Genomic DNA, 21,914 nt, shown 5'->3' with positions numbered 1-21,914 from the left:
AGAAGAGGAAGGGGGGATTGACATGAACGGTTATATTTTGATTGCCGGGGTGTTTGCGCTGGCCACCGTTATCGGACATTTCGCGGTGGGCAGCAAGCAATTTCTTAAACCGATGCTGGCGGCGACATTTGATCCAATCTCCCAAAAAGTAATGCATTGCGTCTTCCATTATGTATCTGCCTATTTGATCCTGTCGACAGCAGCATTGCTCATTATCGGTTCGGGCATCTGGACGGGTGATGGATCGGCAGCAGTCGTTATTTTCATCGTGCTCAATTATGTCGCCTTTGCCATCTGGCAAATCATGCTGGCCGTCAAATCGGATATTCCCAATGGCGTTTTCAAATTGTTCCAATGGTTTTTTTTTGTCTTAATCGCGCTTTTTGCACTTATTGGAGCGGTGGCGACCTGAGCGTTAGTCGCCTGCCGCAGTTGCCAGCTTGATGTGAAGCAATTGAAGTTCAGCTTTGGTGATATTTTCAATGGTGATCTTTTGGGTTTCATTGGTGCTGAAAGCTTCTCCAGAACTCAGCTCTTTCTTGCCAGAGGCGGTGTTGATAATAGCACGGCCGCTTAAAACGAGCAGGTGACAAATCGCGCCGGGATCGACCGGCAATTCAAGTGAGGCCCCGCGATCAACCGTCAATTCAGCCACCATGTATCGTTCCTGCTGCTCCAGCAGTTTAAATACGCCCCACGGGTGATTGACGCTGCGATGGCGCTGATATTCATCTCGCTCCTGGTCTTTTAAGCGAGCGACAAAGGATTTCACCTCCCGGCTGTTTTCAAGATCGGAAACAAAAACCGAATCGGACGTCTCCACCACAGCCATATCTTGCAAGTGATTGGCAGCGATCAGGCGGTTGTGGCTGAGAATCAAACTGTTGCGGGTATTTTGCACCATGACATCCCCGTCGATGACATTGTTATCGGCATCTTTTTCCAGAAAATCATACAGAGATTTCCAGGAACCAATATCACTCCAGCCAAAATCAGAAGGCAGCACAACACCTTTGGCCGTCTTTTCCATTATGGCATAATCAATGGAGATATCTGCCAGCTGATCATACGCTTTTTGGGGGATGGTTTTATCAACCGCAAAAATCGCTTGCATCTGCTCAAGCAGTTCGGGTTGATGGGTTTTAAACTCAGCCAGAATAATTGAAGCTCTGAAAGCGAACATGCCGCTGTTCCAGAAAAATTTGCCGGTCTTGATGTATTTTTTGGCAGTGGCGAGATCGGGTTTCTCAACAAATCGTTTGAGCACATAGGCGCCGTGGGATGCCTTTTCCCCTCCCTCGACATAGCCATATCCGGTTTCAGGATAATGGGGCTGAATGCCAAACGTAACGATAAACCCATCACCAGCCAGTGCAATGGCAGCTTTTAGCCGGTCATGGAATGCATCTTGATTTTGAATGACATGATCGGCTGGAAAGATACATAAAACCGCATCTTCTTCAGTTGCCAAAATATGCAGCAACGCCAGCAAGATCGCCGGGGCCGTATTGCGGCCGCTGGGCTCGCCGATCAGTTTGTTTCCGGATTTGAGCCCCAGCTTCTCGATTTGCTGAGCCGTGTGATAAAAATGTCGCTGCCCACAGACGACTCTGACATGTTCGGTGTCGAGCAGCGGTGGCAGGCGCCTGATGGTGTTTTGCAGCAATGAATCTTCACCGACAAACTTCACCAGCTGTTTGGGGTATAGTTCCCGGGAGATGGGCCATAGCCGCGTGCCGGTGCCGCCGGCCAGCAAAACTGGATACACAGGAAGGTCATTGTCTGTCATTGTTTCCTCTATCTTTGAATTATAAGGTGTGATCACCGTTGGATAATCAAACAAAAAAGCATCTACAATGTAATAATACCTTAAGTCTCTCGCAAAGGCGCAAAGACGCCAAGAGTTCTTAATTGTTTAGATCCTTTTTCTTTGCGAGCTCTGCCGCTTTGCGTGAGTATTATTTAAGGAGACATCACTGGCGCTTATTGAACCAGCCCGCGCGGTAGTTATTGGGTCTGGGTTCGGTTTTGGCTGCCATACACAGGGTTTCGACAGCATTGTACCCCAGCAATTCATTGACTTCCCGCTCCAATGCGCTTCCGGCCCTTATCTTCATCGAGTTGGGCAGCGCGATAATGGCGTCGGAGTTGTCGGTGTTGCGTAAATGCAGGTAGGCCTTACAGTTGCCCGCGTGCTTGGTAAAAATGTCATGCAGTTTGATAAGTGCTTCGCGATCGGTGCGCGCAATTTCCAGGTTAAAATGGACGCTGGCGGTCCATGTTTCTTCTGCTTTTTCCATGGCCACTACTTTTTCAGCCAGTATTTTTACGGCTTGCTCATCCTTTTGAATCTGTCCCTGAATAAAGATGGCATTGTCCTCAACCAGCAGATCACTGATGCGGGTGTACACGCGTGAAAAAATCGTGGCCTCTACTGCCCCATGCAGGTCTTCAATGGTGACAAAGGCCATCAAATCACCTCTTTTGGTTTTGATAATCTTGATGCTGCGAATCAGTCCGCCAATTCGAACCGCGTTGCCGTTTTTTAATTCCTTGATCGAAATCGCATTGGCATTGGTAAATTTATCGAGCAAATCTGAATAGTGCTTTAACGGATGTCCGCTGACGTAAAACCCGAGGGATTCCTTTTCAAATGCCAGACGCTGATTTTCCGACCACTCTTCAATATCGGGCAGACCCGGTGCATTGATGACCTGCGGATTGACGGCACCGTCAAACAGCCCGATCTGTGGATCCAGCCGCTCCTTTTGCACCCGCTGACCATAATCCAGAGCATCCTCCAAAGCCGCCATCATTTGCGAGCGGTTGGCACCGGTGGAATCAAAAGCGCCGCATTTGATCAAGGACTCGATGACACGTTTGTTTACTTTTTTTAAGTCCACCCGCTCACAAAAATCAAAAAGCGACGCGAAGGCCCCTTCTTCACGGGATTCGATGATTGCCTCGATGGCGGCTTCACCCACATTCTTGACCGCCACCAGACCGAAGCGAATTTTATCGTTATCGACGGTAAAAGCCTTCTGACTGTAATTGATATCCGGCGGCAATACGGTAATATCGTGATTGCGGCACTCGACAATATATTTGACCACACCATCAGTGGAATGCATCTCACTGGTCAGCAGGGAGGCCATGAATTCCACCGGATAATGCGTTTTAAGATAGGCCGTTTGATAGGCAATCAGCGCATAGGCGGCACTGTGCGATTTGTTAAATCCATACCCGCCAAATTTTTCCATCAAACTAAATATCGGCGCCGCTTGCTCGGCGGCAATCTTGTTATCGCTAGCGCCATTTACAAAGCGTTCGCGGTGCTCGGCCATGATTTCCGGGATTTTCTTTCCCATTGCCTTGCGCAAATCATCGGCTTCGGCCATGGAATAATTGGCAAGATCATTTGCAATTTTCATGACCTGCTCCTGATAGACGATCACACCGTAAGTTTCTTGTAAGATCGGTTCCAACTGCGACAACAAATATTCCACTTTCTTGCGGCCGTGTTTGCGGGCAACATAGTCATCTATCATACCGCTTTCCATCGGGCCCGGTCGGTAAAGCGCCACCAGTGCGATGACATCGTCAAATGTTTCGGGTCTCAAGCGAACCAGCAAATCCTTCATGCCCGAGCTCTCAAGCTGAAATACGCCAGTGGTATCACCGGCTGAAAGCAGGCGATAGGTATCGGCATCGGTTAATTCAATTTGCTCTAAATCCGGCGGCGTACGACCCTGACTGGCGATCAGCGCAACGGTGTTGGCGATCACCGTCAGGTTTCGCAGACCCAAAAAATCAAACTTTACCAGTCCGATTTTTTCAACAATCTTCATGTCGTACTGGGTCACCACTTCACCCTTTTTCCCGCGATAAAGCGGCATGTAATTGACTAGCGGCTGATCGGCAATCACAACGCCGGCCGCATGGGTCGATGCATGTCGCGGGAGCCCCTCAAGCACGCGACAGATATTGATGAGCTCATCGATTTCAGGCTTCTGGCGCGCCAATTCAAGCAAACGCGGCTCGCGTTCAAGGGCCTCGTCTAGACTAATATTTAGGATATCGGGCACCATTTTAGCGATGGCATCCACCTCAGCCAGAGGGATGTTCAGTGCCCGCCCAACATCCCGAATAACGGCGCGGGTTTTCAGTTTACCGAAGGTAATGATCTGGGCAACATAATCCCCGCCGCCATATTTGCCGACAACATATCGATACACATCTTCTCTGCCATCGATGCAGAAATCGACATCAATATCGGGCATGCTTTTGCGCGCCGGGTTTAAAAAGCGCTCAAATATCAGACCGTGGGCGATGGGGTCCAGGTCGGTAATTCCCAGGCTATAGGCAACCAAACTGCCGGCGGCCGAGCCCCGACCAGGACCTACCGGTATGTTGTTTTCTTTGGCATGACGAATAAAATCAGCCACGATTAAAAAATATCCCGAAAATCCCATATCCTGGATGACCGACATTTCATATGCCAGCCGCTCGATATAGATCTTCTCATCAATCTGAGGGTTCTTTTCTTTGAGGCGTTGCATGCGCAGTTCAAAGCCCTGCTGAACCTGTTGGGTAAACAGCGTGTCACTGTCTTTGCCCGATGCATCCGCAAACCGTGGGAAATGGTAGGTTTTAAAATCAAAGCCGATGTTACAGCGTGCAGCAATATCGACGGTATTGCTCAGCGCCCCCGGATAATCTTTGAAGGCCGCATGCATTTCAGCCTTTGATTTGAAATAAAGCTGATCAGTGCGAAACTTGAAACGTTCGTTATCTTCAACCGTTTTGCCGGTTTGAATACATAGCAAAACATCATGGGCTCTGACGTCTGTTTTATCAAGGTAATGGCAATCATTGCTGGCCACCAGGGGAATCGACAGACGCTGGCCAATATCCAGCAGTGTTTTATTGACCAGGTCCTGCTCGATGATGCCGTTGTTTTGCACTTCCAGATAAAAATTGTTCTCCCCAAAAATGCGAAGATATTCACGAGCCGCTTTTTCAGCCTGATCAATGTTTCCCTGCTTGATTCGACGTGGGATCTCACCATGCAAGCAAGCCGTCAGTCCGATCAAGCCCCGACTGCATTCTTTGAGGATCTGCTTATCAATACGCGGTCTGTAATAGAATCCATCAAGTTGCGCTGTGGTCGCCAATTTACACAGGTTGCGATAGCCCTCTTCATCCTTGGCCAATAAAATTAGATGTGACAAATCTTTGTTGTCCAGCGGTGTTTTATCAAAACGCGTTCTGGGAGCCACATAGATCTCACAGCCGATAATCGGCTTTATGCCTGCCGCGCTGGCCTTTTGAAAAAATTCAACGGCACCGAACATGGTGCCATGATCGGTGACACTGACCGCTTGCATCTCAAATTCGGCCGCACGCCGCAAAAGGTCATCAATACGAATGGCACCGTCCAACAGGCTGTACTGGGTATGGACATGCAGATGAACAAAATCGGGTATGGTCTCAGTCATGAAGGTCTCGTTTCAAGATTGATTGTGGATTGAAAACTCAAGCTCAACATAGATCAAAATATTGTGAGGGCGAATGGGCAAGACGTTCTTATATATATCACAGTTGAAATTTTTTTGCGACGCTCTATTTAGTTCAAATTCAGCTCTTTCTCTGTCTGAATCGAAATGAATTGCTATCAGATGGTAATGCGCATAAGTTACTGAAAGGTCATGTTATTTTTTGAAGGCGATATGCAGAAGATGTACCCCAAAATATTACAATGCCCCGATATTTGGGATAACCGGCACTCCTGTTTTCGAGCTCGTATAGAAAGTCAGTTGCATCCCAAATATCGGGGCACCGGCACCTTAAAATTCATATCGCCAGGAAAAAATGACATGACCGAATCAAATTTAGGATGCCATTGCAGGTCCGGCATCAAGGTTCTAATCTAGCGAGTAGTTGGGCGCCTCCTTGGTTATGATCACATCGTGAACATGACTTTCACGCATTCCCGCTGCGCTGACTTTGACAAACCGGGCTTTTTCGCGCAGCTCATCAAGCGTACGGCAGCCAACATAGCCCATGCCCGCCTTTAATCCACCCACCAGTTGAAAAATGGTGGCCGACAGTGACCCCCGATACGGTACGCGGCCGACAATACCTTCCGGGACCAGCTTATCATCTTCCTCTTTTTCAGATTGGTAATAGCGATCCTTGCTCCCTTTTTTCATGGCTTCAATGGAGCCCATGCCGCGGTAGACTTTATAGCTGCGCCCCTGAAAAAAGATTTGCTCCCCTGGGGTTTCCTCCGTACCGGCAAAAAGGCCACCGATCATTATCGCATGCGCACCAGCGCCAATTGCCTTGGTAATATCACCGGAAAAACGGATACCGCCATCAGCAATCAAGGGCACGCCGCTTTTGGCGCCTATGGCCCGACAATTCTGAATGGCGGTGAATTGGGGCACACCGATACCGGCCACGATTCGTGTTGTGCAGATCGAACCCGGGCCGATACCGATCTTGACACCATCTACCCCTGCTTTGATCAAATCCTCTGCGCCTTTGCCCGTACCCACATTTCCGGCAATCAGTTCGATGTCTGGATGGTTGCTTTTGATTGTTTTAACGGCGCCCAGCACATTTTCAGTATGTCCGTGCGACGTGTCTATGAGGATCACATCAGCGCCGGCATCCAGAAGAGCAGCTGTGCGCTCTTGCATGTCCGGCCCCACCCCCACCGCAGCGCCGACACGCAGTCGACCCATTCTGTCCTTGCAGGCATTGGGATATTTTTTTAATTTTTCGATATCCTTAGTGGTGATCAGGCCGGTCAAGCGCCCATTGGCGTCAACAACCAGCAGCTTTTCGATACGATGCTGGTGCAGCAGCTTTTTGGATTCCTCCAGGCCAATGCCTTCTGAAACGGTGACCAGGTCATCTTTGGTCATCACATCAGACACTTGCTTTTCAAGATCGGTCTCAAACCGCAGATCCCGGTTGGTTACAATCCCCATCAACTGGTCGCCCTTGGTCACCGGAACCCCAGAGATACGATAGGTTTCCATCAAATTGAGCACTTCCCCGACTTTTTGTTCGGGATTGATGGTGACGGGATCGACAATCATCCCACTTTCAGATTTTTTGACTTTATCAACCTCCATGGCCTGACTCTGGAGGCTCATATTGCGGTGAATGAAACCCATGCCGCCTTCACGGGCGATGCTAATGGCTGTATCCGCTTCGGTTACAGTGTCCATGGCCGCACTGACAATGGGCATATTGAGATTAATGTTTCGCGTCAGGCGTGTGCTGACATTGACATCCTTGGGTAACACGTCGGAATAATTTGGAATAAGCAAAACGTCATCAAAGGAATAGGCCTCTTCTGGCGGTATTTTGGGCATGCGTTTCCTCCGTTATATTTAATTAAGGCATCCGAATAGCAAAACCCATCGGCTTTAGCAATCCTTTTATTTGCTGCCTTGACAATCCACCCTATGGCATAATAAAAGCAATCTCCTGTATGCATTCAAAATAAATAGGTTGAGCCCGTTATCGGTTAGCCCGTTGGCCGCTTAAAAAGATAAGTGACATACGCATTTACTACCGACCCAACCGCCTCAATCCCACCTTTGGCGGGAACAACCTGATTACGTGACCACCTGATTCTTAAGATAGCTTTACAAAAACGAATACAACTAAAGACAGACCAAGCCGAAAATACATGCTAATTAAAATCAATCCCCTCAATCCCCAAAGTCGACTCGTAGAAAAGGCGGTCGACATATTAACAAAAGGCGGTATTGTCGTATATCCAACCGACACCATTTACGGCATTGGCTGTGACATCCTCAACAAAAAGGCCATCGAAAGAATCTATCAGCTGAAACAAAGAGATAAAAATAAGCCGTTTAGTTTTATTTGCTCGGATCTTAAAAACATCAGCCATTATGCCAAAGTATCCAACTATGCCTACAAGACCATGAGACGCTTGCTACCGGGCCCGTATACGTTCATACTTGAGGGCTCCAAGCTGGTCCCCAAGATTATGCTGACCAAACGCAAAACAGCCGGCATTCGGGTGCCGGATCATAAAATATGTCTCGAGCTGGTTAAAGGGCTGGGCAATCCGATTATTACCACCAGCGCCACGATGCCAGACGGCAGCATTGTAAATGACGCCTCGCTGATTCATGATGTTTTTAAAAATCGAATTGATTTGGTCATCGATGGTGATATCGCACCGGGGTTGCCATCCAGCGTCATTTCTTTGATCGATGACGATCCGGAGGTGATTCGCAGGGGGGCGGGTGATACCAGTATTTTTGAATAAAAAAACCTCTGCCCATTCGTGGGCAGAGGTTTTTTAGATGTATTTTAGAAATAGCTTCTTAGTCTTCGTTCAGCTTTTCCTGCAAATTTTCGCGCAAAATCTCGCCAAAGCTGGAAGTGGCCGGTCCCATATTGTTAACATATTCGCTGAGCAGGTTTTGCTCGTCTTCGATTTCCATCCGTTTAATCGACAGACCGATGCGCCTCTCATCGCTGTTGATATTCATCACCCGCGCAGTGATGACATCACCAATTTTAAACTTTTCCATAGGCGTTTTTATCTTTTCCTTGCTGATTTCCGATACATGAACCAGCCCTTCGATGCCTTCTTCAAGCTCAACAAATATACCGAAATCCGTCAGGTTGGTGATAGTTCCGGTGATCTCTTTACCGACCTCATACCTTTCGGCAACGCTCGCCCAGGGATCAGCCTGCAACTGTTTTATGCCCAGAGAAAACCGCTCGTTGTCTTTTTCGATATCCAGCACGATGGCCTGGACAACATCCCCTTTTTGAAACAGTTCCGAGGGATGCTTGATTCTTTTGGTCCAGGAAATATCCGAGATATGAACCAATCCATCAATACCTTCATCGATACCGATGAACAAGCCGAAATCGGTAATGTTCTTAATTTTACCTTCAATGGTTGTGCCGATCGGGTATTTTTCACTGATTACATCCCAAGGATTGGGTACAACCTGTTTCATGCCCAAGGAAATCCGACGGCTATCGGGTTTAATATCCAACACAACAGCTTCCACCAATTCTCCGACGGAAACAACTTTGGACGGATGCCTGATTTTACGGGTCCATGACATCTCGGAAACATGAATCAGGCCTTCGATGCCTTCTTCAAGTTCGACAAATGCACCGTAATCTGTGAGGCTTACCACTTTTCCGGTCACGCGCGAGCTGACTGCATATTTTTCGGCAGCGGTCATCCATGGGTCTTCATTGAGTTGTTTCATCCCCAATGAGACCCTTTCATTATCCAGGTCGAGATTGAGAATTTTAACCGTTATGGGGTCACCAATTGAAAAAAGCTCGGAGGGATGTTTCACCCGACCCCAAGAAATATCGGTTATGTGAAGCAGGCCGTCCAGGCCGCCCAGATCCACAAACACGCCATATTCAGTGATATTTTTAACGGTGCCCTCAACGACTTTGCCTTCGGCAATAGTTGCCAGTGTTGCCGAGCGCTTTTTCTCCAGCTCTTTTTCCAATATGGCCCGTCGCGACAGAACAATATTGCTGCGCTTACGGTTGTATTTTAGAATTTTAAAATCAAATTCCTTGCCAACCATCTCATCCAGATTTCGAATCGGTCGCAGGTCCGCCTGAGAACCGGGCAAAAAGGCCGGAACACCAATGTCGACGGAAAATCCGCCTTTAACACGGTTGGTAATCGTGCCTTTGACGGTGCCTTCTTCGTCGTAAGATGTTTTGATTGCTTCCCAGACTTTTATATTGGCGGCCTTATCTTTAGACAGCAGGACGCGCTCATCCTCATCGTCCCACCATTCAACCATAACTTCGATGGAATCGCCGATCTTTGCGGTGACTTCGCCTTTCTCATCTAAAAATTCTTCGATCCTTACCTGACCTTCAGATTTGTAACCGATATCGATCAGAACATGATCTTTGTCAATCGAGATAATGCGACCGGTGACCACTTCACCTTCGGCAAAACGTTTGAAGCTTTCTTCGTACATGTCCATCACGCTTGCCATGCTTTCCACCGGCTCTGTTGAGTTGTCTTCGGATGCGCCCTTCAATGATTCGTCTTCATTTTGCGCTTGCGCTTGTGGTTGATCACCGGTATCCGGTTGTTCATCTGCGCCGTCAGCGGTTAACTCAGCTTGCTCTTCATTTTGGGTTTCATCCTTGTTCGTTTCGTCAGTCATGAAAAATTAATCCCCCTAAACCTATTTTATGGTACCGCTCTAACGACGGTACAACCCCATATGTCTAACAGAATAAAGAAAAAAAGCAATCCTTAATTTAAATTTTTAATGAATTGACAACCGTTTCACCCATGTTGGCCGACGATTGCATCTTGCAAATGATCTATCCCGTTAATCGGGCAATGTGCGCCATCATTGTGTCCACAACTTCCCGTAAGGTTAAGTCTGTGGAATCAATTAAGATTGCATCATCAGCCGGCTTGAGCGGCGCTAAGCTGCGTGAGCGATCATTGTTATCCCGATGCTGCATGTCTTTCTCAACCTGTTTTAGCGTTTGGCTGCTTTCGGATTTAAGCTCGTCATATCGTCGCTGGGCGCGTGTCTGAGAAGACGCATCCAGAAAAAATTTCACATCCGCGGCCGGAAAGACAACGGTTCCCATGTCGCGGCCTTCAAAAACCGCCGCTTTCTGACGGCCGATCGCCCTTTGAACGTCCAGAAGGTACTCCCGGACCACTGATTTTGCTGATACGGCTGATGCCAGCATACTGATCTCGGGTGTCCGAATCTGATCGGAAATATCAACATCATCGGAATAAAGCCGCAGTTGACTCGACTTTTTTTTAAAAGCAAGCTGCAGCCGGTTGCAGAGCGCCGCTAGTTCAGATTCATTTTCAGGATCAATATCCTGATTTCTGACTTCATAGGCAACGCCCCGATAAAGCGCACCGGTATCAATATACTGATATCCCAGCCGTTCCGCCAAAGCGCGGCTAACACTTGTTTTTCCGGCACCAGCCGGGCCATCTATTGTAATTAAAAGCTTCTTCATGACACCGGTTCTGCGTTCAGAGTTCTGGGTTCAGGGTTACAGAGTTATGAGGGTGAATTACTGCCTATCCTTAATGCTGTTATCCAACCTCTGAACCTATAAACGTTGAACCTCTGAACCTTAAAGCACCTGTTGGAGCGCCTCTAAAAATCGAACATTTTCTTCGTGCTTTCCAACATTGACCCGTATGTGCTGCGGGTATTGGTAGGATGTCATCGGTCGCACGATAACACCCAGCGGCAGCAGTTTTTTGAAGACTTCATCCGCCGTTTGGCCGCTGCCGCTGACATTGATCATAAGAAAGTTCGCTTGGGACCGAATATAGGGCACGTTAAGATCGTCAAGGGCCTTATAAATAAAGTCGAGTTCCGTATGCACCAGTTCAAGGGTCTTATGTAGGAAATCGTCATCTCGCAAGGCTGCTGTTGCGGCCGCCTGAGCGAGCATATTGACGTTAAACGGCTGTCTGACCCGATGGAGGATTTCGGCCAAATCCAGGGGCATGACGCCATATCCCACGCGAAGCCCTGCCAGCCCATACGCCTTTGAAAACGTGCGCATGCCGACAATGGCTTTGTCGCTGTTGACATAGTGAAAACTGTTGGCACAGTCGGTATCTTTGACAAACTCAATATAGGCTTCATCCAGCACGGTAACAACCTGCGGTGGTATTTTAGCAATAAAATTTTCAAAATCGGATCGGGTGATGATGCTACCGGCGGGATTGTGGGGAACATTCAAAAAAATGATTCGGGTTTTGGAACTGACTTTTTCCAGCATCCCCGCCAAATCGGTGTTAAACGACTGCAACGGTACCCACACCGGCCGTGCGCCCATGCTGCGAAGCGCAATTTCGTAAAATAGGAAAGACGGCTGCGGTAAAATCACCTCATCGGAGGGTCGTAACAACACGCTCGCCAACAACGCGATAATATCATCAGATCCGTTTCCCAGTACAATATGTCCAGGATCGATATGATGCTTTTCAGCGATCGCCCGCGTCAAATCCAGACCACCGGCATCTGGATAGCGATTCAAATCTTTCAGGGCCCGCTGGATCGCCTCAACAGCCATAGGAGAAGGCCCCAGAGGGTTTTCATTTGAGGCCAGTTTAATCGATTTTTCAATGCCATATTCTCGCTGTACAGCCTCGATCGGTTTACCGGGTACGTAAGGTTTGATCTTATATATGTAATCGGGAATGTTAAGCTTCATTTTAGTGATTAATCCAAGAGTCAAGAAACTTATACAATTTGGAGTTTAAAGTATCATTTAAAGAATCACCACGAAATCACGAAAATGAAAAAGCACGAAATGTTTTTATTTTTCGTATTTTCGCCATTTCGCGCTTTCGTATTAATTCTTAATTTTTGCGCATGATTAAGTTACCATGGCAGCTTCTTTGCCCGCGTCAAGCGCCTTCATGTTAAGCGGTATCAGTTTTTCTTTTCTGGCAAATTTGGCTTTTACCGAATCCCGCAACAGGTCAAAATCGACCACCTGACTGCGACTGACAAATGCCGCCAGGGCGACGATATTGGCGGTTTTGACATTTCCCAGCTCTTTGGCGATTTCTATAATCGGAACCTTGATAACATTCACATCATCCCTGCCGGCCTCAATGGATATCATGGAGCTGTTAATGAAAATTGTACCACCGGCTTTCACAGCCGGAGCAAACTTTTCAAGCGAAGGCCGATTCATCGCCACCAGATGCTTGGGATACCGAATGATCGGTGATCCAATCGGTCGATCACTGGTGACTACCGTACAATAGGCAGTGCCGCCTCGCATTTCGGGACCATAGGACGGAATCCAAACGACTTCATAGCCCTGCTGCATGGCGGCTTCAGCCAGAATCTGGCCCATTAGCATAATGCCCTGGCCGCCGAACCCGGCAAATTGAACTTCATTTTGCATGGTACCTCCACTTTTAGCAAGCAGCCGTGAGCAAGTTGAAAATTATCGGCACGCGCTAGCACTCTTTTTTGCTGTGCCACACATCTCATGTCTTGCGAGCTGCTTACGGTTCGCTATTTTTCCCCCGGCTTTCATATGATGCCAACGATTTCGCCTTTAGGCCGCGTCGCTTTCTTCAGGCGTTTTAAACACACCCAGCGCATAATACGGAAGCATCATCTCTTCAGCCCATTTAATGGCATCCAGCGGGGTCATGCCCCAGTTGGTCGGGCAGGTGCTCACCAATTCGACAAAACTAAAACAGGTGTTTTCAATTTGATATGTAAACGCCTGTTTAATCGCTTTTTTGGCTTTGTTGATATATTTGGGATTCAACAGTGTCTGGCGGGTAATGAAGGCTGGCGTTTGAAGCGCCGCCAGCATTTCGGCCATCTTTACCGGCATGCCGGTATCCAAAACTTTGCGACCAAAGGGTGAGGTCGTTGTCCGCTGATCAGGCATTGTGGTCGGGGCCATCTGACCGCCGGTCATCCCATAAACTGCGTTGTTGATAAAGATCACCGTAAATTTTTCGCCGCGATTGGCGGCATGCACAATCTCACTCATTCCGATACTCGCCAAATCACCGTCTCCCTGATAGGTAAAAACAACCAGATCCGGTCGCACGCGCTTGATACCGGTTGCCATCGCTGGTGCGCGCCCATGAGCCGCTTCCTGAAAATCAAAGGTGAAATAATTATACATCAACACAGCGCAGCCCACCGGAGCGATACCAACGGTCTTGCCGCGAACACCGAGCTCGTCGATGACTTCTGCCACAAGCCGGTGAGCAACTCCATGGGTGCACCCCGGGCAATAGTGGGTAATCGTCTCGGCCAGGGCCTCGGGTTTCTGAAATGTTTTTCCCATTGATTATCTCCTATTTTCAGTCAATCGGCTGTATGGTGAACTGGTTAATTAGTTTTATCGAAAAAGGACCGATGGTTAAACTTTGATTTTTTCAACCAATTGACCATTTAACTACTCGGCCAATTTACGAATCTCCTCCATTACCTCCTCGGGTGTGGGAACCTCACCGCCACATTTGCCGTACCAATGCACCGGCCGCTGACCGGAAACACTGCGCTCGACATCTTCCACCATTTGCCCCATGCACATTTCAACGCACAGCACCGCTCGGCAGCTTTTCTTACCGGCTGCGTCGTAAATGGCAGTTTTGGGAAATGGAAAAAGCGTCTGGGGTCGAATCATACCGATTTCAATACCCTGTTCTTTCAAATTATCAATTGCGGTACGACAAACACGACTCATGGTGCCGTAACTGACAACCAGCAGATGGTAATCTTCATCGACATTGTACGCTTCATAGCGTATTTCTTCCTGCTCCATTTGCTCGTATTTTGCGCGTAGCATCAAATTGTGCGCATTGAGCTCCTCTGGATCCAGATAGAGGGTTTTTACAAGGTTGCGCTCATTGCTGTTGCGAGTAGCCATTCCGTTGGTGGCCCAATCATCTTTGTTGGACGGTTTGGCTTTCAGCGCGTCGGGAAATTCGACCGGTTCCATCATCTGGCCGATGAGGCCGTCTCCCAGAATCATTACCGGGTTGCGATATTTTTCAGCCAGGGCAAATGCGCTCATCATCATTTCGACTGCTTCCTGGACGCTGGCCGGCGCCATGACAAGCAGTTTGTAATCACCATGCCCACCGCCTTTAACCGATTGGTTGTAATCGGCTTGGGAAGGCAAAATGCCGCCCAATCCCGGACCACCGCGCATGATATTGACAAAGACCGCCGGACACTGAGCAGCTGTGATGTAGCTGATGCCTTCACTCATAAGGCTAACACCGGGGCTGGAAGACGTCGTGAAAACGCGCTCGCCGCAGGCAGCAGCTCCAAAAATCATGTAGGATACCGCCACCTCGCTTTCACCCTGCAAAAATGTGCCGCCCTCCTCGGGCAAACGGCGCGAAAGATATTCAGCAACTTCAGATTGAGGTGTGATTGGATAGGCAAAGTAATTCATACAGCCGGCCCGGATAGCGGCCTCTCCAATGGCCTCATTGCCTTTCATTAACACTTTTCCCATAATATTTGTTCCTCCGCATTTTTGCCCTTATTTTTTAAGAGCTGCCTCCTCTATTTCTCTGATGGTAATGGCGACGTCCGGACACATGGTGCAGCACAGAGCGCAAAAAATGCAATCTTCAGGCCGCGCCTGAAATGCCGGAAAATAGCCTTTGGCGTTTACCTTGTCGGAAATCTCAAGCACATTTTTAGGGCATACGGTTACGCACAATCCGCAGCCCTTGCATCGATCATTATTGACAGAATGTTCATAGGCCATAAAAACCAATCCTCCACTGAATTTTAAAACTTCAGGACATCATCGCATAAACTTCAGCAGGCATCATAGCGCTACCTTTAACAATTGGCAACCTTCATCCGGGCGCTTCCGGCTGACCGAATTCAACCGGCTTTTGCCAGGGCGGTACCAGTTGCCGGTCAATCGGCAAAACCGGACATGTAAATTGATGCATATCGATAGACGCCCATAACGCCCGGTTGACGGTAATTAGTTCCAGCGGCAGCCCGCTGCGCTTGGATAAATCATTAACGAAATGGTAGCCGTCGTAAATATCATCGGGTGCAGTGTCATCGATCAGATTCGCATTGCCAATAAGGCCATTGACGGTCAGCTTGGAAGCTGTCTCAATCGCATCCCGGATTTTCAAACAGCCTTCGTGGGTTTCGGTAAACGGCCTTAATGGATTGATCACTTGCAAAACCCGGGGCGATTTCCCTCTGAATTCATTCTCAAGTGACGCCAGAATGGTAGCCCCCACATCATCACCGCCAACATCCAGCAGCATCAGTTGACCGGGTTGGCGAATTCTTCCGGCGACCTCGGGGCTGAGAATCGGCAAATCCGCCTGCAGATATTGTTCCGGTGGCAAAACCACATCGATGCCCATATTGCTGAGCGCCTCTATAGCCTCACGCGTTCGAAAATAGGGATTGACCACATCAAGATCTGCAATCCTAACATCCACCCCGGCGCGCTTATGATATACCGCCAAATTTATCGCGACTTCGGTCTTACCGCTGCCGTAGTTGCCGACAATAATGACGACGCCGTTAAGTTCAATTTTCACCGTTAATCGCTCACTCACCGAATCCAGCGCAAAAGACCCGATTCGAAGATATTCGTTAAACGTAAATTAAAATTCGGGCCAGCTTTTGCTTAAGAACGATAACTATCGCTACAGATCAACACATCGGCCCAAACAACGAAATCGAAAATAGCCTGACTTTGTAAGAATTATTCCCTGTAATGTCAAGCTTTTTCACTTGATTGGTTATTGGTTATTGGTTATTTGTTATTAGTTTATTGATACAACTCAACGCCCAATATATAATAGACAATCGATTTCATTTCTAATATCTATTAACAAATAACAGACAACAAAAAGGGAGCGCTTTTTGGCAATCGTACAAACTGGACTGGAAACGTTTATAGAATCAGCGCCTAAGTGGGTGGCGAGCGCCCGACTGGGGCTTTTGTGCAATCCGGCTTCAGTTGATCGCAAATTTAATCACGCCCGCATGCTCATCGAGCAGCACTTTCCGAATAAACTCAAAGCGCTGTATTCGCCCCAACATGGATTTTATGCTGAAAAACAGGATAACATGATCGAATCGGCGGATGGCGTCGATCCAGTTTTGAACCTGCCGGTTTATAGCCTTTACGGAAAAACACGCATCCCCACTAAAGAAATGTTGCAACCCATCGATGTGCTCCTGGTTGATCTGCAGGATGTCGGCACCCGAGTTTATACTTTTATATACACCCTTTCCTATTGCCTTGAGACCGCCAAAGCACGGCAGTTGAAGGTGGTGGTTCTCGATCGTCCCAATCCAATCAATGGTCAAACGGTTGAAGGCAATTGCCTCGATCCGGCTGTCCGTTCATTTGTAGGCCGTTATGCACTGCCCATGCGACATGCACTGACCATTGGGGAGTTGGCAAAGCTTTTCAATGGACACTTTGGGATCGGCTGTGACCTTGAGATTATACCAATGAAGGGCTGGCGGCGATCGATGTATTTTGATCAGACGGGTCTACCCTGGGTGGCACCCTCCCCTAATTTGCCCAGCCCTGTCTCGGCCATGGTTTACCCGGGGCAGGTGCTCTGGGAGGGGACCAATGTGTCAGAGGGCCGTGGAACCACGCAACCCTTTGAGCTTTTTGGTGCCCCGTATTTAGATGCCATCAAAATCGTTGCTGCCATTGGCGGCGATTCGATGCCGGGCATTGCTCTCAGGCCGGTTGTATTTGAACCCACAGCCAACAAATGGCAGTCCCAACCTTGTCAGGGTTTTCAGATTCATGTCACCCGTCCGGATCGCTATCAGCCTTACGTGACCAGCTTGCGCTTGCTGCAAGCCATCATCTGTCATCATAAAAACGCCTTCGAATGGAAGCAGCCGCCGTATGAATATGAGACCCGGCAGCTGCCCATCGATTTGATCATCGGCGACCGTCAAATCCGCCAACGACTTGAAAACATGGAATCAATTGATAGCCTGGTCGATTCCTGGCAGGACGGGCTCAATGAGTTTGCTGAAATCAGCCGGCGGTTTCACCTCTATCGATGATGAGGTTCTGGGTTGAAAGGTTCGGGGTTCAGGGTTGGCATTGCACGCGTCCGATGGTGTGCAGCCAGAGGCTCAGCATTTAACCTCAAAACCTTTGAACGTTGAACCTTGAACCTTGTGCTGGAATGCCGGCACCTTTATTAGGCAAGCACCGATCAGGTGGAGAAAGAAAGTGGTTGAAGAAAAGACTGAATGGAAGCGCATGCGTTTTAAAAAAAACAAGGTATGGCTTGCCGTAGATCCATCCGGAGACCCTCTTGAGGAAAACGGCAAAGTCCTGATCAAATATCAGCTAAATCAGACCCATGAATACTGGGTCCGCAAGGACAATGTTAAACCGCTGGACAGCAAACCGATAGAAACACAACCGTCTTTGAAAAAACCACAGACAACAGAAAAAGTTGATCCGGAAGGAATCCAAATTTTCACCGACGGTGCATCCGCCGGCAACCCGGGTCCTTCAGGGATTGGTGTTCTCTTGCGCTTTGGGCATCATGAAAAAGAAATTTCTGAATATATCGGCGTAGCAACCAATAATATTGCCGAACTCAAGGCGATTCAGGTGGGTCTCAATGCGTTGAAACGCACGGCGCTTCCTGTACGGATCTTTACAGATAGCCGCTACGCATACGGTGTTTTGGCGTTGGGTTGGAAAGTCAAAGCCAACAGAGAATTGGTAGAATCAATTAAAAAAACAATAAAGAAGTTCAAAGATGTGAGTATTATCAAGGTTAAAGGTCACGCCGGCCATGCAGAAAATGAGCGTGCAGACTTTCTGGCAACATCTGCAATCAAAAATAGCGATCAATCAACATAAACAGAGCCCGGTATCTTCAGACGCCGGGCTCTGATAACAGTTTAACCCAAATGTCCCTAATCCTTCTTTAGGGTTTTGATCTCTTCTTTGAGATCATCGATCTCTTTTTTGTATTTTTCAACTTCTTCACCATCGCCACTTTCGGGGGGAGATTCGGCTGTTTCATCCGGGTTCCACGAATCTTTAAGTTCATCAAAACCAAGGTAGATAGCCAGAGCGCCACCCAGCAATAGCATCGCAGGGATGATCCCCGCCAGAACCATCAAAAATTGTCCCCACCAAACTACAAGACCAACTAGGCCCAGTGCCGCTGCGATTGCGCCACCAATTAAAGTTTTCATATCCGAATTTCCCTCCTTTCACATAAAACTAAAAATCGGTTCCAAAAATGAAATGGCCTATTAACGAATAAAATTATATTATTAATATGATTCGCTTAGAGCGTCAAATAAAAATTAGCCGTACTTGCAAAAAAATGCTTTCAGAGAAGGTATACAACGCGCATTCTCAAAAGCAAAGCAGCAGCGATTGGGTGATTATGTTTGAGAAAAATACAGGAATTTTGTATTTTATAGGTAACATAACTCGTTTATTTTCACAAGCTTATTTTATGATTCGGATAGGCACACCCATCAATAAAATATTGCAAACCGTCCTTTATTTTGTTAATTTTAATTGTTATTGTCCGCGTAAAAGCAAAAAATTGTGAATACTTACAAAACTCCAACATTCAATCCTCCGATATCCAAGTAAAACAAATCGGTCTTCACCCCGATTAGCTCAACGTTACCTTCAACCAAGAACCAAGTGCCGCAGCCGGTACCAACGGAAAAAGGGCAAATCGATGGCAGCAAAGCACGGTCGAAAATCGAGCAATTGGAAAAGCAGAGTGCTCGATGGCACGCACAATCATTTCAGCTGCTATCTGCCCGATTCCCTTGGGAGGGTGGCTTCACTCCTTCTGAAACTGTTTTATTCAGGCATTAAAACCGATAAAGATCAGACCGCTGTGTTGCAGCAACTGGAAGACGATGCGGTTGTCGTATATGTCACCAAATTCAAAAGCTATTTTGAATACCTCTTTTATTACACCCGCTATCAGAAGAATAAACTGCCGTATCCGCAGATTGGTTTTGATTATCAAGTTTATTTTTGGCAGCCGCTTTCGCGCCTGTTAAAGATCGCAATGGCCCACCTGGATTTCTTTGTTCACCGGCGTAAGTTTCCAAGCCCCTATAAAAGCGGTTTTATTGGTCAGGCCCTGCTCAAAAACAAAGCCGGCATGCTATCGTTGGTCGGCAAGAGAGGGTTTTATCGACGCTTTGTCAAAGCCAAGACCGACCCGATTCAATACTTGATCGAATTGCAGAAAACAACCGAGCGCCCCATATACATCATTCCGCAGCTGATGTTTTTCAGTAAAAACCCGCATCGATCGATACCTACCTTGACCGATATTTTTTTCGGGTCTGAAGATAAGCCGGGTCGAATCCGACGCCTGTTAGCGTTGTTTAAAAATCCCGGCAAGGTATTCGTTGAGATATCTGAACCGGTGATTCTTAAGCATTACCTGCAACAGGAGTCAATTCGAAGCCAGCCGATAGAATATCAATCGTTGATGCTGCGGCGTAATTTGCTGGTACAGCTTAATCGTCACCGTCAAAGCATTACCGGACCAATGCTCAAAACCAGTCTCGAGTTAAAAGAAAGTATATTGACTGGTCAGCGGTTTCAGGCGTTCATGGATACCTATTCGAAAAACCGCAATATTCCGATTCATGAGGTCCGTAAAAAAGCGGATTCCTACATCGACGAAATTGCCGCCGGCTATAATCCGGCTTACATCAAATTATTTTCAGCCATCGTCGGATGGATTATTCGGACCATGTTTGACGGCGTATCTGTAAACAACAATGCCCTAAGTAAAGTTAAACGGCTGGCCCTGAAAGGGCCGTTGGTTCTGGTTCCCTGTCACAAAAGCCATATCGATTATCTGATCTTGTCCTACCTGCTGTATCATAATAATATGCCGGTCCCCTTGGTTGCCGCGGGTAAAAATCTGTCTTTTTGGCCTATGGGGACGTTGTTTCGCAGCGGCGGTGCTTTTTTCATTCGCCGCAGCTTTCGTGGCGCCGTATTGTATTCAAAAGTCTTTGCTGAATATATTCATAAGCTCCTCGAGGAAGGACATAACGTCGAACAATTCATTGAAGGCGGCCGCAGCCGGACCGGCAAATTATTGATGCCGAAATTGGGCCTGCTGTCAATCTTGCTCAACGCTTTTAAAAACGGTGCCTGCGATGATATGATCATTGTACCGATTTATATCGGGTACGACAGGGTCCTGGAGGAAAAATCATATTTGCAGGAATTAGAAGGCGGGAAAAAGGAGCCGGAGACGCTCAAAGGCGTTCTCAAAGCCAGAAAATTTCTAGCAAAGCGATACGGTAAAATCTATATTCAATTTAGTGATCCGCTGTCCATGAATGAACTGCTGGGTAAGATGGGCACACCATTGATCGAAATGAAACCAAAGGAACAAAATGCCCTCTGTCGCAATCTTGGTTACCGCATCATCAATGCTATCAATCGGTCTGCGGTCGTCACAGCTTACGGGTTGGTCGCGGGTGCCATTTTAAATTGCTCCAGGGAACGGTTTTCATACGATCAGATCATGTCGATTGTCGAAACCTACATAAAGCATCTGGCCACCCAGGACGCCAAACTGGCGGACACACTCATCCTTGACCAGGTGCACGCCGTTGAGCATGCCATAGATGCATTTGTTCAAAGTAAATTTATCGAACCGGTTTCAAAAGACAAGAATATACCCTATTCCGAACGAAATTATTTGATCAACGCTGCCAAAAGGCCATCTTTGGAATATTACAAAAACAATTGTATCGCCTTTTTTATTCCAGCGGCTTTTACCGCCCTGACCATACTGGAAAAGGATGCGTTTCAATTCTCAGCAGCCGATTTGCACGCAGATTACCGCTTGCTGCAAAATTTCTTTAAATTCGAATTTGCTTACGATTTAGACCAATCACCTGAATTTAAGGTGCGTAAAAGTATTAAAGCTTTTATCGACGATGCCATCTTAATGCCCCATCAGACCATACCGGATACCTATAATGTGACTTCTTCAGGCTTCCGCAAACTCAGACTTTTTTCTATTTTTTTAAAAACATATTTAGAATCATACTGGATTGTTTTATCTTTTCTGCAGAACAATTCCCAGAAATCAATTAAAGCCAAGGATCGTCTCAAGAAAATTCTAACCAATGGAAACCGCATGTACAAACGGCATGAAATTTCGCTTCCGGAAGCACTCTCCAGGGTCAGCTTCCAAAATGCCGTCGATTTTTATACCAGCAAAGGCATAAAGGGATCCGACAATTCTGAAAAAATTGAATTCTACACCGACATCATTCAAAAGTCCTTAAAAGCACTTCAAAATTAGG

General features: G+C 47.4%; 17 protein-coding genes. 5 read left to right on the top strand and 12 right to left on the bottom strand.

What is annotated here, in order from left to right; all coding sequences use genetic code 11:
• Positions 1–412, top strand: a 412-nt coding sequence (locus QNJ26_14865) for a hypothetical protein (protein MDJ0986821.1), incomplete at its 5' end; no start/stop codon positions are given.
• A gap of 3 nt (positions 413–415) precedes the next feature.
• Here the strand turns inward: QNJ26_14865 and QNJ26_14860 are convergent.
• The 3 genes from QNJ26_14860 to guaB all read right to left on the bottom strand — a co-directional run bounded on the left by QNJ26_14860 (position 416) and on the right by guaB (position 7,388).
• Positions 416–1,789 carry a mannose-1-phosphate guanylyltransferase/mannose-6-phosphate isomerase gene (locus tag QNJ26_14860; protein MDJ0986820.1) on the bottom strand — a complete coding sequence of 458 codons (1,374 nt, stop codon included), beginning with the start codon at positions 1,787–1,789 and terminating at the stop codon, positions 416–418.
• A gap of 184 nt (positions 1,790–1,973) precedes the next feature.
• Positions 1,974–5,498, bottom strand: a complete 3,525-nt coding sequence (locus tag QNJ26_14855; GenBank protein ID MDJ0986819.1) for a DNA polymerase III subunit alpha — start codon at positions 5,496–5,498, stop codon at positions 1,974–1,976.
• Positions 5,499–5,924: 426 nt separating this feature from the next.
• Entirely contained in the window at positions 5,925–7,388 is a 1,464-nt protein-coding gene (gene guaB / locus QNJ26_14850) for an IMP dehydrogenase (GenBank protein ID MDJ0986818.1), read from the bottom strand.
• Positions 7,389–7,708: 320 nt separating this feature from the next.
• Between guaB and QNJ26_14845 the strand changes: the two genes are divergently transcribed.
• A complete protein-coding gene (locus QNJ26_14845; GenBank protein ID MDJ0986817.1) occupies positions 7,709–8,317 on the top strand; it encodes an L-threonylcarbamoyladenylate synthase in 609 nt (202 codons plus the stop codon).
• A gap of 58 nt (positions 8,318–8,375) precedes the next feature.
• Here the strand turns inward: QNJ26_14845 and QNJ26_14840 are convergent, their stop codons facing one another.
• From QNJ26_14840 to QNJ26_14805, 8 genes are all read right to left on the bottom strand, one after another.
• On the bottom strand, positions 8,376–10,220 hold the full coding sequence (locus QNJ26_14840) for a 30S ribosomal protein S1 (GenBank protein MDJ0986816.1): 1,845 nt from the start codon (positions 10,218–10,220) through the stop codon (positions 8,376–8,378).
• A 163-nt stretch (positions 10,221–10,383) separates the two neighbouring features.
• Positions 10,384–11,052 carry a (d)CMP kinase gene (gene cmk, locus QNJ26_14835; GenBank protein MDJ0986815.1) on the bottom strand — a complete coding sequence of 223 codons (669 nt, stop codon included), beginning with the start codon at positions 11,050–11,052 and terminating at the stop codon, positions 10,384–10,386.
• Between the two features lie 120 nt (positions 11,053–11,172).
• On the bottom strand, positions 11,173–12,267 hold the full coding sequence (gene hisC / locus QNJ26_14830) for a histidinol-phosphate transaminase (protein ID MDJ0986814.1): 1,095 nt from the start codon (positions 12,265–12,267) through the stop codon (positions 11,173–11,175).
• A 165-nt stretch (positions 12,268–12,432) separates the two neighbouring features.
• Positions 12,433–12,972: a 2-oxoacid:acceptor oxidoreductase family protein gene (locus QNJ26_14825; GenBank protein ID MDJ0986813.1), complete on the bottom strand. Its 540-nt coding sequence runs from the start codon at positions 12,970–12,972 to the stop codon at positions 12,433–12,435.
• 156 nt (positions 12,973–13,128) lie between these two features.
• Positions 13,129–13,881 carry a thiamine pyrophosphate-dependent enzyme gene (locus tag QNJ26_14820; GenBank protein MDJ0986812.1) on the bottom strand — a complete coding sequence of 251 codons (753 nt, stop codon included), beginning with the start codon at positions 13,879–13,881 and terminating at the stop codon, positions 13,129–13,131.
• 111 nt (positions 13,882–13,992) lie between these two features.
• Complete coding sequence (vorB, locus tag QNJ26_14815) at positions 13,993–15,063, bottom strand: 3-methyl-2-oxobutanoate dehydrogenase subunit VorB (protein MDJ0986811.1); 1,071 nt, start codon at positions 15,061–15,063, stop codon at positions 13,993–13,995.
• Positions 15,064–15,090: 27 nt separating this feature from the next.
• The gene (locus QNJ26_14810) at positions 15,091–15,321 is read right to left on the bottom strand and encodes a 4Fe-4S binding protein (GenBank protein ID MDJ0986810.1); all 231 of its coding nucleotides are present in this window, start codon (positions 15,319–15,321) and stop codon (positions 15,091–15,093) included.
• Between the two features lie 94 nt (positions 15,322–15,415).
• Positions 15,416–16,129: a cobalamin biosynthesis protein CbiA gene (locus QNJ26_14805; protein MDJ0986809.1), complete on the bottom strand. Its 714-nt coding sequence runs from the start codon at positions 16,127–16,129 to the stop codon at positions 15,416–15,418.
• Between the two features lie 334 nt (positions 16,130–16,463).
• Between QNJ26_14805 and QNJ26_14800 the strand changes: the two genes are divergently transcribed.
• Positions 16,464–17,633 carry a DUF1343 domain-containing protein gene (locus tag QNJ26_14800; GenBank protein ID MDJ0986808.1) on the top strand — a complete coding sequence of 390 codons (1,170 nt, stop codon included), beginning with the start codon at positions 16,464–16,466 and terminating at the stop codon, positions 17,631–17,633.
• Positions 17,634–17,805: 172 nt separating this feature from the next.
• Positions 17,806–18,450, top strand: a complete 645-nt coding sequence (locus tag QNJ26_14795; GenBank protein ID MDJ0986807.1) for a ribonuclease H — start codon at positions 17,806–17,808, stop codon at positions 18,448–18,450.
• Between the two features lie 56 nt (positions 18,451–18,506).
• Here QNJ26_14795 and QNJ26_14790 read toward each other — a convergent pair whose 3' ends face one another.
• Positions 18,507–18,791 (bottom strand): hypothetical protein, encoded by a 285-nt coding sequence (locus QNJ26_14790; GenBank protein ID MDJ0986806.1) that lies wholly within the window; start codon positions 18,789–18,791, stop codon positions 18,507–18,509.
• 503 nt (positions 18,792–19,294) lie between these two features.
• On the opposite strand from QNJ26_14790, the gene QNJ26_14785 reads away from it, so the two are divergent.
• On the top strand, positions 19,295–21,913 hold the full coding sequence (locus tag QNJ26_14785) for a 1-acyl-sn-glycerol-3-phosphate acyltransferase (GenBank protein MDJ0986805.1): 2,619 nt from the start codon (positions 19,295–19,297) through the stop codon (positions 21,911–21,913).
• Position 21,914: the final 1 nt, after the last annotated feature.

It is taken from the genome of Desulfobacterales bacterium, assembly GCA_030066985.1.
GTDB lineage: Bacteria > Desulfobacterota > Desulfobacteria > Desulfobacterales > JAHEIW01 > JAHEIW01.
Note: the sequence above shows the minus strand (reverse complement) of the source record. Positions and strands in the feature narration are given on the sequence as shown.

Bases quoted from the DNA above. Each gene is read 5' to 3' on its own strand.
- QNJ26_14860 (MDJ0986820.1), bottom strand. From the start codon at position 1,789: ATGACAGACAATGACCTTCCTGTGTATCCAGTTTTGCTGGCCGGCGGC.
- QNJ26_14855 (MDJ0986819.1), bottom strand. From the start codon at position 5,498: ATGACTGAGACCATACCCGATTTTGTTCATCTGCATGTCCATACCCAG.
- guaB (MDJ0986818.1), bottom strand. From the start codon at position 7,388: ATGCCCAAAATACCGCCAGAAGAGGCCTATTCCTTTGATGACGTTTTG.
- QNJ26_14845 (MDJ0986817.1), top strand. From the start codon at position 7,709: ATGCTAATTAAAATCAATCCCCTCAATCCCCAAAGTCGACTCGTAGAA.
- QNJ26_14840 (MDJ0986816.1), bottom strand. From the start codon at position 10,220: ATGACTGACGAAACGAACAAGGATGAAACCCAAAATGAAGAGCAAGCT.
- cmk (MDJ0986815.1), bottom strand. From the start codon at position 11,052: ATGAAGAAGCTTTTAATTACAATAGATGGCCCGGCTGGTGCCGGAAAA.
- hisC (MDJ0986814.1), bottom strand. From the start codon at position 12,267: ATGAAGCTTAACATTCCCGATTACATATATAAGATCAAACCTTACGTA.
- QNJ26_14825 (MDJ0986813.1), bottom strand. From the start codon at position 12,972: ATGCAAAATGAAGTTCAATTTGCCGGGTTCGGCGGCCAGGGCATTATG.
- QNJ26_14820 (MDJ0986812.1), bottom strand. From the start codon at position 13,881: ATGGGAAAAACATTTCAGAAACCCGAGGCCCTGGCCGAGACGATTACC.
- vorB (MDJ0986811.1), bottom strand. From the start codon at position 15,063: ATGGGAAAAGTGTTAATGAAAGGCAATGAGGCCATTGGAGAGGCCGCT.
- QNJ26_14810 (MDJ0986810.1), bottom strand. From the start codon at position 15,321: ATGGCCTATGAACATTCTGTCAATAATGATCGATGCAAGGGCTGCGGA.
- QNJ26_14790 (MDJ0986806.1), bottom strand. From the start codon at position 18,791: ATGAAAACTTTAATTGGTGGCGCAATCGCAGCGGCACTGGGCCTAGTT.
- QNJ26_14785 (MDJ0986805.1), top strand. From the start codon at position 19,295: ATGGCAGCAAAGCACGGTCGAAAATCGAGCAATTGGAAAAGCAGAGTG.